Origin of the sequence: Caballeronia udeis (assembly GCF_044909315.1) — a bacterium.
In the GTDB taxonomy this organism is placed as follows: domain Bacteria; phylum Pseudomonadota; class Gammaproteobacteria; order Burkholderiales; family Burkholderiaceae; genus Caballeronia; species Caballeronia udeis_A.
In genome coordinates this window covers 156,107-167,923 of sequence record NZ_JBIYEB010000011.1, presented here as the reverse complement: position 1 = coordinate 167,923, position 11,817 = coordinate 156,107, and the positions used below count along the sequence as shown (strand labels likewise).

Below are 11,817 nucleotides of genomic sequence, written 5' to 3'. Positions count from 1 at the left end.
GCCGGCGATATTGCATCTGCGCGCGTGCCAAGGTTCTTCGGCGTTTGACCTGTTTCAGCATAGGGACTGCATGGGCCCGCTCGTTGATCTGTATCAACCCCGGTTTAAGTGAGAACGCTACCTTTCAAAGCGGTGCTTTCATGCCCATCGGTCAACATCGCTCAACACAACTTCGACGAGGGTGATTTCATGCAACGTGCGTACACGGGCGGCTCGGCCAAGCCGTTCTCCTCCGAAGACAGCAAGTTCTATCTGGTGGGGGGCGGCATTGCATCGCTGGCCGCGGCCGCCTTCCTGATCCGCGATGCCGATGTTCCGGGCCGCAATATCACGATATTCGAAGCGCTAGGCGTGGCAGGCGGAAGTCTGGACGCAGCGGGCTCGGCGCAAGAAGGTTATGTACTGCGGGGCGGCCGCATGCTCGAGAGCAAGTACGTGTGTACGTTTGATCTTTTCTCATCGATCCCGACGCTCGATGAAAACAAGACGGTCACGCAGGAAATCCTGGACTGGAATGAAACGATGAAGACTTCATCGAAGTCTCGTCTGGTACGCGATGGCCACCGGATCGACAAACCCGAGTTCGGGCTTACTGAAAGCGACATCCTTACGCTCGAACGCCTCGCGATCGAACCGGAGCACATGCTCGGCCGCAGCCGCATAGCCGACCACTTCGACCCGGACTTCTTCAAGACCCACTTCTGGCTGATGTGGTGCACGACCTTCGCGTTCCAGCCATGGCATAGCGCGGTCGAATTCAAACGTTACCTGCTGCGCTTCGTGCACATGGTGTCGGGATTCAACCAGTTGCACGGGATCATGCGCACGGTCTACAACCAATACGACTCGATGGTCCGGCCGCTGAGCAAATGGCTCGACGACCGTGGTGTCCAGTTCCAGTTCGGCACGCGTGTGAGCGATCTGATGCTCAACGAAGCCAACAGCGAAACGCGCGTGGAGGGAATCGTCTGCGAGCGCGAGGGACACAGCAAAACCATCGAGGTCGGGCCGCGCGACGCGGTGATCGTCACGCTGGGTTCAATGACCGAAGGCTCGACGCTCGGCGGTATGGATCGCGCCGCCGTGCGGGACAACAGTGCAGGCACCGGTTCCTGGGCACTCTGGAACAAAATCGCGCTGAACCGCCCCACTTTCGGCCACCCGACGGTATTCGCCGATCACGTCGATGAATCAAAGTGGCTGTCGTTCACGACTACATTGCATGATCCGGTGTTCTTCAACCTGGTCCGGGATTTCACCGGCAATGTGCCCGGCGAAGGTGGCCTCATCACCTTCGCGGATTCGAACTGGCTCATGTCGATCGTCCTGCCGCATCAACCGCATTTCGTCGATCAGCCAAGCGACGTCCAGGTGTTCTGGGGATACGGCCTCTATATCGATCGCCCAGGCGACTTCGTGAAGAAACCGATGGTCGACTGTACGGGCCGCGAGATCATGACCGAGGTACTGTGGCATCTAAGGGCTGACAACGCAACTCCGGTTCTCGACCACGCCGTGTGCATCCCATGCCTGATGCCCTTCATTACCAGCCAGTTCATGCCGCGCGAACACGGCGACCGGCCGGAAGTCGTGCCGCAGGGATCGATGAATCTGGCTTTTACCGGCCAGTTTTGCGAATTGCCGGACGACGTTGTCTTCACCGTGGAGTATTCGATTCGATCGGCGCAGGCAGCGGTCTATCGTCTTCTTGACATCGCCCAGACCCCGCCGGCAGTCTATAAGGGCAAGTTCGATCCGCGCGTCCTGTTCAAGGCGTTCGAGGCCCTGCACGACCTGTAGGGACCAGCTGCCGCGTTCATCACCGCACTACACACGGCAGGCACTGAGTAGTTTCCGAGCCTGCGCGCGTGCGGGCCATGTGGGTACCATCGAAACACACTGGCGCAGAAGGGTTTGCACCCGCGAACCTTTCTGCGCCCTATTCAACGCGTTAAAAGGAGAAGCAAATGACTGGCAACGACGTTCTGATCGCCACGTTCAATGACCACACCGAAGCCGATGCGGCTGTCCGAAAGCTCATTGAAAACGGTTTTGATATGAAACATTTCAGCGTGGTCGGCAAGGGCTATCACACTGAAGAAAAAGTGGTCGGTTTCTACAACACCGGCGACCGCATGAAGATATGGGGCAAGTACGGTGCGTTCTGGGGAGCGCTTTGGGGCGCCCTGTTCGGTGGTGTCTTCCTGACGCTGCCGATCATCGGACCGGTTGTCGTAGTGGGTTATCTTGCCTCCATCGTCGTATCCGCGCTCGAAGGGGCGGTTGTAGTCGGCGGGGTCGGCGCCCTGAGCGCCGCGCTCTTCAACGCGGGTGTTCCAAAGGATCACGTGATCCATTACGAGACCGCATTGCAGGCTAATGGATTTATTGTCATGGCGAACGGTTCGGCCGAAGAGATGGCGCGCGCCCGTGCAATTCTGCAAACGCACACGCCGGCACGCCTGGACCTTCACGAAGGCGCCGCGCCTGCGAACGAAGTGCCGGCCACAGCGGCCCTCTGATGTAACTCGACTTCCGTCGGCACATTGGATGGGGAATTAGTAGCTAGCTGTAAGACCGAAAGATCAAGGCCTCGCCTTAGATACTTTCGGTGCCGTCGTTCAGGCGCATACAGGAAGCTCACATCTAAAGATCTTGTTTGCAGCAACGGGCGTTCTGCTGATCTGCAACAGTCGGTCGTTTCGCAGGGCTTGTCGGCTTCTGACTATGACAATGCGATGTCATTTTGCCAAGCTTTCCTCATGATATCGACAACACCCCAGGCACTAAAAATGACTACCGCCGCGACCGCCCTGGAAATTCGCGACATTCTTGCGTTCATGCCTCATCGATATCCATTTTTGCTCGTGGATCGCGTGCTTGAGCTTGAGCCAGCCAAGCGGATCAAGGCCCTGAAGAATGTATCTGTAGACGAACTGTTCTTCACAGGTCATTTCCCAGGACATCCCGTAATGCCTGGCGTTCTGATCCTTGAGGCGCTTGCTCAGGCTGCGGCTTTGCTCACTATCGCACGAGAGCCCCACAAGCCAGAGAGCACACGCTACTACTTTTTAGGTATCGACAACGCGCGCTTCAAACGCATCGTCGAACCAGGCGACCAATTGATTCTTGAAGTAACAGCGGGTCGAAACATGCGTGGAGTTTGGAAGTTTGACGCGCGCGCCGATGTAAATGGCGTTCTGGCTGCCAAAGCGAATCTGATGTGCTCGGTGACCCACATCGAGGTAGAGTCCAAATGAAGGGGCAACTTGCCCCTGACTGGATCGAGCCGCTAACGTCGGTGTGGACCACACTTGTTTGCCGTACGGGTTTCATTGCAATATGCTTGAAATACGGTTTCGATTCTCAATGGACGGCTGCTTGTTGTAATTCTGTTGCATCCGTCTTACGTGTTGAGTCAGATTCAAACCTGTGGTTGCCTTTATGGCTTTTGCTCGAACGTAGAAATCCTCCCACTTCGGAATGTCGTCCTGCTTGACGCCAAAAGCGATGGTGTTTCCCCCACTCCATGCGATGCTTTGAAACATCTGGCCGCGGCAACTTGCTCTTATCCTTTGCAGGTAGCTCCGCAGTAGCAAATCATTGTTAAGCAAGTTGGCTACAATTACGCCCTGCTCACGCAACGCGACGTAGCAATTTTCATAGAAACGCTGATTCGATAGACTCATGGGTAAGCCGAACGTATCAAATCCGTCCAATAAAATGACGTCCGCAATGGACTCCGCGTCCAACATGTACTGCTCGGCATCGGCATGTACGACCTGAAATAGGTCGGAATCCTTCGGAATGTAAAAATCTTCGCGAAGCGCGATGACTCTCTCATCAATCTCGACCGTCGTTATGCGGGCCTTCGGAAATTTATCATGGCAGTACTTCGATAGTGATCCGCCGCCTAGCCCGACAATTAGAATGTCTTTTGGGTCACTGATAAATAGCTGAAACGCCATCATGGCGCGTGTGTATGACAGGTCCAGCTCGAACGGTGCACCCTTCCTCATTGAACTCTGCACCGCGAATGGATCGAATTGCAGGGAGCGAATATGTTGCTCTTCATATACAGCTGGTTCATGGCGAAAAGTCCCCCACTCCTGAATGACCTTTCGCATATTCGTGTAGTTGGCTGACAATTAGATATCCTGTATAAAATTTTCTAAATCGTGATGAGCCGCAATCACGTTGGCGTGCACCCATTTTTACTGGTGCGTACATGCAGAAAGTGCGTCCCCTTGCAAACAGATAGCCCTCGACGACTCATCTTGAAAGCGTTGCAAGGAGACTTCCAATAGCTCGGTCGCGCTTTCAAACAAGGATTCTGGCTCAAGCAGCGCCGCGGCATCGGATAGCCGCCCCTCTTCAACGGCAATGGCAACAATGAGGGCCGCCGTGTGAAAACTGGCGTGTGCAACCTGCAGATGTAAAAACGCTGGAAGACTGCTCCAGGTTTTCTCGTGAGCATCGATCCATCGTCCGAGCATGCAAGCACGATCCTTGGCAAACGCGGGCGTGATGAGATGAAGCTGCTGGTGCAAACCACCGCGCAACGAAGCGCCGGCCATCTGATGCTCTTCCAGGGTCTCCTTGAAAGGCATGTATTTTCCTTTGCGTTGCGCCGGCACTAGCCCCTCCGTGCGCCCCGACCGAGGTTGACCCGAAACATCAACCCGAAACGGCGACCAATTCTTGCGCGCGAGTCCGACGTAACGAACACGGAAACTTGTCTCTGGGAGTGCGGCTGAAGGTGCGGAAAAAGTCCAGTCCAAGCATAGCATCAAGTTACAAGCATATGGTAATTCTATTACCATAAAAGATGCGTTCCCTCGCCAACCACCACGCGGATCTCCGTCACGCTGAGCCGCGAAAACTTGCTCTTTCTGAACAGAAATCACCCATTCGGAGAGAATTGTCCGGACGCTCTCTCAGAGGTGAGGTGCGAGGCGGCGCCCACCAATGATCCTAAGAATGACTCTTGATCAACCCCATGCAAGATGATAATTTCATTATCATTGACTTATGTTTTTATTGTAATAGCATGGTCATCTTAACTGAGTTCGGCCATCGGTCGGAATACGCTGCTGTTGCATAACCAAGCATCGCCAGACGCTGGCAGGGGAATGGACGTGATCGACACGAACGTGGACCTGAGGTCGCACGATTACAAACGTCTGTACCTTGACGACGTAATGGGTTCGCGCGGTCTGATCGTAGTCGGTGTGGGGCGCGGCGGTGAACGAGGATTTCAGATGTTGTATCGGTTTTCCGATATCTGCGACCGCCTCGAGAATCAAGGGGTGAACGCCGTGTTCGTCTATCGAAAAGAGTCTGCTAGACATGTCTTCGACACTACATCGTTGTTTGGTGCCCGGTTTCGTTTGAAACCTTGTTTGCTCCTGGACGATGCAGGCCTGTTTTTCCGCGGGTCTCCGCAAGATAGATCGCTTCGCGCGGTGCACTTCAATCGCAAGATGGAACCCATCGATACGGCGATTATTCCCTTGGGTAAAGAATCGTGGGATCCGCTTTTGCGCGTTTTCCTTGCCCAGGTAATCTCCGGTTGTCTACATTGACCCATAGGTCCTTGCCACAGGCCTGGACGAAACAGAGGCGCTTAAGGTTCCGGCTGCTGCACTAATTGCGATGGAAACTGCTTGGCTCAAATGACGCAACAAAACATGTATGCAATGCGGCAACACGGCGACGTCGACTCCGAAATACTGTCGGCACCGCGAAAGAAGCGGAAAACGGCAGCCCCAATCGTCATTGAAAATGACGTTGTCGTATCCTTGTACTTTGATGCGCGAGGTGTGCAGAGCTCCATGCTTATCGCCGATCCGTATGCACTTGCGTTGGGCTACACCCGTACCATGGTCGGCTTTTTCCTGTTTCAACCTGCTCCGCGTCGCATTTCAATGATCGGGTTGGGCGGCGGATCGCTTGCGAAATATTGCCATCGCCATTCACCGGACGCGCGACTGGCTGTCGTAGAAATCAATCGTGATGTTATCAACCTGCGTGATCGATTCCATTTGCCGCCCGACAGTGAACGCCTCGAGGTGGTATGGGCAAATGGCGCGAACTACGTCAAAGGATCAGATCATCGACCGGACGTCATCCTCGTAGACGGATTTACTGCCGATGGTTTACCGCCTGAATTGGCCAGCACGGCCTTTTACTCGGATTGCAGAGCTCGAATGAGCGACGACGGCATATTCGTGGCGAATCTGGTAACCGACGAGCCCAACTTCCATCGAAATTTGCGGACGCTGAAACAGGTGTTTGGTGAGACTGTTGTCCTGGCTCCATCAGAGGGCAGTCCGAACAACATCACCGCATTCGCATGGAAAAATGATACCCCTGTTCCGTCCTACGAAGAGATGCTTAGCAGAGCGACGGTTCTCGATTCCTGTCACACAGTAAACATGCACGCTACGGCAACCCGCATCGAGAGAGGAAAGCGTTTCGACTGGTCTCGTTACCAGGAAGGTCGCTAGCCCGCTCCGAGCGCGCCGGTTGTGAACGACCTGAAAAGCAACCACAAGGAACTACCATGTACGACCGCATCCCCACCAAGCCAATCACTCTCAGTCACTCCGCAACGTGGGCACTTGAAGTTTTGTCCAGGCCACGATATGGGCGTACGCATCCTGCGTTGAGCTGGTCGGTAACGCAAGAACTCACGAGAGCCGGATTCGTGAACAATCCAGTGCAGGGCCGCCGTATCATGTCGATCACCGCTGCAGGTCAACAATTCCTGCGTACGCACGCGTTGCGTCGAGCCCTTTCCTGATTGACGTAAGCGAATAAAGAAGCGGGGCTGTGACAGGGCGAACGTCAACCCGTATGCACAGGATGATTGAAAGTGCATTGCACGCCGCGATGCATTATAATTTGATTATCATATCTACTGTTGCTTGCTGCCATGGAAACGAAAAGCGCTCGACTCACAATTCTGATCGACCCGGTGAAAAAGGAAGCGTTTGAAAAACTGTGCTCGTCTCAGGATCTGACACCGTCGCAAGTGGTCCGTCAACTGATCCGTGACTACCTTGAAGAGCACGGTGTCACCTACAAAACGCAAAGCGCGGCCAGCACGCGCAGCCGTCGTAAAACTGCGTAGATTGTGGGCACCCTGGATTGAGGACACGGGCAGGCATACTGGTCTGAAATCCGCAGTAGCGCCTGCAACAACAGCGCATGGAAAAACGTTTTTTTGCCCGGCTCTGGGCTAACGCGTCACCCCTCTTGCACATACCAGAACAGGTTGCTGAGTGCGCTGGTATTTCAGGTTTCCGCAAAGCCTGCGTGATATCGAAGAACTGTTGTTCGAGCTCGGGGTTAGCGTCAGTTACGCCTCGAAGAAAGTCACGTAGGGACGAAACTGTCCGACTCCGTTGCAATAAGTTCGGTGCGTGCTTCGCACATCATGTGAAAGCGACGCCGTTATTGAACGTTTTACGCAGGAGCGCGGGTTGTCGCTCACGCTCCTTCCGACGACTCACCAAGCTTCGGTTAGAACATCGGGTACTCCACCGGGTAGAGTGCCGCTCTCAAAGCAAGTCCGCCAAGCACGACAAACAAGGTAGAGGCGAGAATATGAACGGCTCTGGTCGGCATACGGTTGGCTAACGTGTGACCGAGGTAAATAACAGGGACGTTTGCCAGCATCATGCCCAGTGTTGTTCCTGCGACAACCCAATAAAATTCGTGAAAGCGCGCCGCCAGTGCGATCGTGACGATCTGGGTCTTATCGCCCATTTCAGCAAGAAAGAACGTAAGCGCCGTTGTACCGAAAATGCCCAACGGAAGCTTGGTCGACACCACGTCCGCGTCACTCAGTTTGTCGGGAACGAGGATCCAACCCGCCATCATCACAAACGAAGCAACAACCGCCCACGTCAGGATGGACGGTGACAATACCCTTGCCAGCAAGACTCCCAGTGCCCCGGAACCCGCGTGATTGGCGAGCGTCGCAACGAAGGCTCCCAGAACAATGGGAACTGGCTTGCGATATCGCGCGGCGAGCACCAAGGACAAGAGTTGCGTCTTATCCCCGATTTCGGCAAGGCCCACCACACTGGTTGAAACGAGGAAGGTTTGCATGATTTATTGTGGCTGGGCCTCACCGTTAAGAACATGCCGACACGCGTTCCAGCGCGGCGTGGGATCTATGGAAGAGCGGGAATTTCTTCCATGCAAATGCTCGATTGCACTTTGCTTCGTCAATGCAGACCTCAATGCACTACGGCCACGCGATCCCGCATTGCAACGTCGGTATCGTTTCGCGCCTGCTGCTCTCCTGTCGGCCTCTGGTTCTGCCGATAAAAGACCTCGAAATTTATCCCGGACAAGTGCACCGGCGGAAAACCCGCGCGGGTAATGACGTCCGCGATATTCGCGCGAAGGTACGGATACACGATGTTGGGGCAGCCAACACCGAGAAGAGAATCAAGCTGCGTGGAAGGTATATTCCGCACTTCAAAAATCCCGGCTTGTTTTGCTTCAATGAGAAAGGCCACCTTGCCGTCGATCTTCGCCGTGATCGTGATGGTGACCATGCTCTCATAGATATGTTCGTCGTGTTTCTCGGCAATCGTGGAAACAGCAACTTCAATATCCGGGGATGCTTGTTCAAGAAAAATTGCGGGCGAGTTCGGTTGCTCAAGCGACAAGCCCTTGAGATACACACGTTGTATCTGAAATAGGGGCTGCAAGTTCTGGTCAGACATGGCGTCCTCTCATCAGAGTTGGAGATAAACGGAAAGCCGTTTAGTGAAATGGTATGCGTGGCGTTTTCGCATAGATGCGCATGCGAGGCTTGAGTTTAAGAAGCCAGCTCCGATCACATCGACGCAAACCAGTTGCGTGTCCTGATTGCAAGGAGCTGGGGAAGGTTCCAGCCCCTCGCGTGACTCAGTTGGTTTTTTCGGGCAATGGCAGGTGGACCCAATCGTTGTAGAACGCTTCAATATCCGGTTCGAATTCGTGAATCACCGGATACCAGGGAGTGGGCGCCTCGACGTCATGCATGGTTCCGCACTCAGGGCAATAATATTCGCGGTATACCTGCCAGTTCGTATCCGGCGCCATGAGTGTCGGATATACCTCGTGCATTGCTTCGGGCGTGTCACGAACGTAGACCAGGGCTTCCAGTTTCCAGTTCTTGCGATAGTCACCAAACTCGTGACCGCAGCTGCATTTGGTGACCCAATTCTTGGTCGCCTTATTTTGGGCGACATAAAGATGCAAGCTGATCGGCAGAATAATCTTGTCATCCCATGGCACCTTGGACTGAAGCGCATTCAAATACATGCGGAAACGGTCGTCGTCCTTGGGCATGGAAAGCATCCGCATGGTGGTCTCCCAGTCCAGCTTGCCCTCCACCAGATAGTTCACTTGCTCTTGCGTATAAACAGACATTTGATATCTCCGATAATTTTTGCGTCGACCGGGGCCACGCCCCGGCATCAAATCACTCCTCGACCAGCGTGACGGTGCGGACATCCGGCAGCTTCGACAGGTCCATCCGATATTTGGAACCGAATGAAGGAACGCCTAACTCAGACTCCGGCAGATCCCACGCGTCCGGCAGGTCCCAGAACGCCTTGAACTCGTTCTTGAACTTGACGCTAAGGTCAAAGCTGGTTGCGAACATATGACGCACCTGAATCGACGCATGTTTGGTCAGGATGCGCGCGCGCTCTTCCTTCATCCACTCGCGTGTCGGAACGGCTCTTGCAATACGTTCCTTTCTGACCTGCTTGCGGCGGACAGCTGTCTTTTCAACGTCGACTTCCCATACCTGATTGCTGTCTTGCGCGATCACCACGCCGTAGACCTTTTCAGCGAACTCGGGCAACACGAAACGATTGTTGAGATCGTGTTCCAGCGCAGCACAATCACGATCCAACGGATCACCAAAGCCTGGACCACCTCGCATGTAGTTCAAATACAGGTCATGGTTTTCGAAAATTGCTTCAGTCGTTGTACATTGCTGATCACGCTTTACACGAGCGGTGGCACTGATGTGACGCTCGTACTCCGTATTCTCCGGATTACGATCGGCGCCCAGTGGCAGCGACAAGCCCTCGCGGATACGGTTCTGGAGATCGGTTTTATGGGCTTCGAAACGATAGCCGGTCGCCGAGGGGTAACCACCCATCAAGCCCCAGTCGCTGTTCATGTAGCCATTGCCCATGAAATACATGCTCCAGTCTTGCGCTTTCCATACCATGCGCAAGGTCTCGAAACCACAGCCGCCACGGAACTTGCCGTAGCCACCAGAGTTGGTCTTGACGTTGCGGCCCAGATACAGCAACGGCTCCGCCATTTCCCAAATTTCGATGTCACCCATGTCGCCCTCAGGATTCCACACGGCAGCGGCGTGGTTCAGGCCATCCTTGATCGCGCATGCGCCGGTCCCGCATGCGGCAGGTTCAAAACTGTTCACTGCATGCGCTTCGCCATCCTGATTGATCCCTCCACCCTGTAGCCAATTGGAGGTGTTGGCATTCCCAGCGTTGACTTCCTCGAGATAGCCACGCGCGAAGTAGGATTGGCTCATGCCGCGCCAGATACCGCTCCATCCCGAAACCAGAAAGTGCCATGCGTATGCATGCGCAGTACGACGGTCGTCCGGATTCATCCACGTGCCCTTCGGCAGTTTGAATTCGGTCGCGTAGTAGGCACCGTCGTTGATACGCGCAGTCGGAACCAGAGTCTGTGTCAGCATGACCCAGATGCCGCTTGTGAAGGCCACCTGGTTGGCATTGAAGCTGTGCCATCCCCATCGACTGGCCCCCTCGAAATTGAGTCTCCAGGTCGCGTCCGGGCGAATCGTCATTTCACACGGTGCATGCATGATGCTATTCATCTTGCCAAACTCTGAAGCAAGGCTCATGTCCTCATGATCATAAGGAATGTCGACAAACGCGACCCTGCGGTACACACCTGGAACGGTCATCGCCTTGATCCGAGCCTGCAGGCCGCGGCGCCCTTCTTCAATGATCTCGTGCGCAAATTTCGTGTAGTTCTCGATCCCTTCTGCTGCAAGGACTTCCTCCACGAGCGCACGAATCATATGGCAACCGGCAATGCGGGTACATTCGTCCAGGATCCAGTATTTGGTCGTACGTACATTGCGCTGGCTTTCGTGGAGCCAGTCGCGCAGGGGGGTGTCGTTAATGCCGGTCTTGCGGCATGTCACCTGCAGGCCATCGCCGAAACGCGAGACCTGGCCTGTCGACATGGAACCTGGTGTCATTGCACCGAGATCGATGACGTGGGTTACCCCCCCCTACCCAGCCGATCAGATTCCCTTCCCAAAAGATTGGCACGATCGTCGCAATATCGCAGGGGTGCACATTGCCGATCGAGCAATCGTTGTTGGTGAACATATCGCCGGGGTTGATGCCTGGATTGATCTCCCAGGCATTTTCAATCATGTACTTGATCGCCGCACCCATGGTGCCCACGTGGATGATGATCCCCGTGGACGTCAGTATGCAGTCTCCTGCTGCGTTATACAGCGTGAAGCACAATTCGCCTTCTTGTTCGACGATAGGAGAGGCAGCAATTTTCTTCGCAGTCTCGCGGGCATGCACCAAGCCCCCACGAATCCTCGAAAATAGCTTTTCGTAGGTAATCGGATCGGCTTCCTTGAATTCGAGCTTTTCGAGACCGTTATAAAAGCCAGTTGTCTTCGTGCGTTCGAGAACCTCGTCGCGATGCTCCTTGAGGGTCTTTCCATTGCCGAGCAGATCGGCCAAACCCATTTCTCTTCTGGACATTTCCGTCATGATC

The 11,817-nt window shown here is 54.5% G+C and carries 11 protein-coding genes and 1 pseudogene; 6 read left to right on the top strand and 6 right to left on the bottom strand.

The window, feature by feature from the left end; genetic code table 11:
• Positions 1 to 189 precede the first annotated feature (189 nt).
• From ABH944_RS19450 to fabZ, 3 genes are all read left to right on the top strand, one after another.
• A complete protein-coding gene (locus tag ABH944_RS19450) occupies positions 190 to 1,800 on the top strand; it encodes an oleate hydratase (RefSeq protein WP_404608354.1) in 1,611 nt (536 codons plus the stop codon).
• 167 nt (positions 1,801 to 1,967) lie between these two features.
• Entirely contained in the window at positions 1,968 to 2,522 is a 555-nt protein-coding gene (locus ABH944_RS19445; RefSeq protein ID WP_404608352.1) for a general stress protein, read from the top strand.
• A 270-nt stretch (positions 2,523 to 2,792) separates the two neighbouring features.
• Positions 2,793 to 3,260: a 3-hydroxyacyl-ACP dehydratase FabZ gene (gene fabZ / locus ABH944_RS19440; RefSeq protein ID WP_404608350.1), complete on the top strand. Its 468-nt coding sequence runs from the start codon at positions 2,793 to 2,795 to the stop codon at positions 3,258 to 3,260.
• Positions 3,261 to 3,332: 72 nt separating this feature from the next.
• Here fabZ and ABH944_RS19435 read toward each other — a convergent pair whose 3' ends face one another.
• A complete protein-coding gene (locus tag ABH944_RS19435) occupies positions 3,333 to 4,148 on the bottom strand; it encodes a spermine/spermidine synthase domain-containing protein (protein ID WP_404608349.1) in 816 nt (271 codons plus the stop codon).
• A gap of 66 nt (positions 4,149 to 4,214) precedes the next feature.
• Positions 4,215 to 4,610 carry a hypothetical protein gene (locus tag ABH944_RS19430; RefSeq protein ID WP_404608347.1) on the bottom strand — a complete coding sequence of 132 codons (396 nt, stop codon included), beginning with the start codon at positions 4,608 to 4,610 and terminating at the stop codon, positions 4,215 to 4,217.
• Positions 4,611 to 5,138: 528 nt separating this feature from the next.
• Between ABH944_RS19430 and ABH944_RS19425 the strand changes: the two genes are divergently transcribed.
• The 3 genes from ABH944_RS19425 to ABH944_RS19415 all read left to right on the top strand — a co-directional run bounded on the left by ABH944_RS19425 (position 5,139) and on the right by ABH944_RS19415 (position 7,135).
• The gene (locus ABH944_RS19425; protein ID WP_404608346.1) at positions 5,139 to 5,585 is read left to right on the top strand and encodes a hypothetical protein; all 447 of its coding nucleotides are present in this window, start codon (positions 5,139 to 5,141) and stop codon (positions 5,583 to 5,585) included.
• Between the two features lie 90 nt (positions 5,586 to 5,675).
• Positions 5,676 to 6,509 (top strand): fused MFS/spermidine synthase, encoded by an 834-nt coding sequence (locus tag ABH944_RS19420; RefSeq protein WP_404608461.1) that lies wholly within the window; start codon positions 5,676 to 5,678, stop codon positions 6,507 to 6,509.
• A gap of 428 nt (positions 6,510 to 6,937) precedes the next feature.
• Positions 6,938 to 7,135 carry a CopG family transcriptional regulator gene (locus ABH944_RS19415; RefSeq protein WP_404608344.1) on the top strand — a complete coding sequence of 66 codons (198 nt, stop codon included), beginning with the start codon at positions 6,938 to 6,940 and terminating at the stop codon, positions 7,133 to 7,135.
• 392 nt (positions 7,136 to 7,527) lie between these two features.
• Here ABH944_RS19415 and ABH944_RS19410 read toward each other — a convergent pair whose 3' ends face one another.
• The 4 genes and pseudogenes from ABH944_RS19410 to ABH944_RS19395 all read right to left on the bottom strand — a co-directional run bounded on the left by ABH944_RS19410 (position 7,528) and on the right by ABH944_RS19395 (position 11,813).
• The gene (locus ABH944_RS19410; RefSeq protein WP_404608460.1) at positions 7,528 to 8,121 is read right to left on the bottom strand and encodes a TMEM165/GDT1 family protein; all 594 of its coding nucleotides are present in this window, start codon (positions 8,119 to 8,121) and stop codon (positions 7,528 to 7,530) included.
• Between the two features lie 128 nt (positions 8,122 to 8,249).
• Positions 8,250 to 8,744 (bottom strand): protein-export chaperone SecB, encoded by a 495-nt coding sequence (gene secB, locus ABH944_RS19405; protein WP_404608343.1) that lies wholly within the window; start codon positions 8,742 to 8,744, stop codon positions 8,250 to 8,252.
• Positions 8,745 to 8,928: 184 nt separating this feature from the next.
• Positions 8,929 to 9,435, bottom strand: coding sequence for an acetone carboxylase subunit gamma (locus tag ABH944_RS19400; protein WP_404608341.1), 507 nt, complete (start codon positions 9,433 to 9,435; stop codon positions 8,929 to 8,931).
• 52 nt (positions 9,436 to 9,487) lie between these two features.
• Positions 9,488 to 11,813 (bottom strand): annotated as a pseudogene (locus ABH944_RS19395) (hydantoinase B/oxoprolinase family protein).
• Positions 11,814 to 11,817: the final 4 nt, after the last annotated feature.

Bases quoted from the DNA above. Each gene is read 5' to 3' on its own strand.
- ABH944_RS19450 (WP_404608354.1), top strand. From the start codon at position 190: ATGCAACGTGCGTACACGGGCGGCTCGGCCAAGCCGTTCTCCTCCGAA.
- ABH944_RS19445 (WP_404608352.1), top strand. From the start codon at position 1,968: ATGACTGGCAACGACGTTCTGATCGCCACGTTCAATGACCACACCGAA.
- fabZ (WP_404608350.1), top strand. From the start codon at position 2,793: ATGACTACCGCCGCGACCGCCCTGGAAATTCGCGACATTCTTGCGTTC.
- ABH944_RS19430 (WP_404608347.1), bottom strand. From the start codon at position 4,610: ATGCCTTTCAAGGAGACCCTGGAAGAGCATCAGATGGCCGGCGCTTCG.
- ABH944_RS19420 (WP_404608461.1), top strand. From the start codon at position 5,676: ATGACGCAACAAAACATGTATGCAATGCGGCAACACGGCGACGTCGAC.
- ABH944_RS19415 (WP_404608344.1), top strand. From the start codon at position 6,938: ATGGAAACGAAAAGCGCTCGACTCACAATTCTGATCGACCCGGTGAAA.
- secB (WP_404608343.1), bottom strand. From the start codon at position 8,744: ATGTCTGACCAGAACTTGCAGCCCCTATTTCAGATACAACGTGTGTAT.
- ABH944_RS19400 (WP_404608341.1), bottom strand. From the start codon at position 9,435: ATGTCTGTTTATACGCAAGAGCAAGTGAACTATCTGGTGGAGGGCAAG.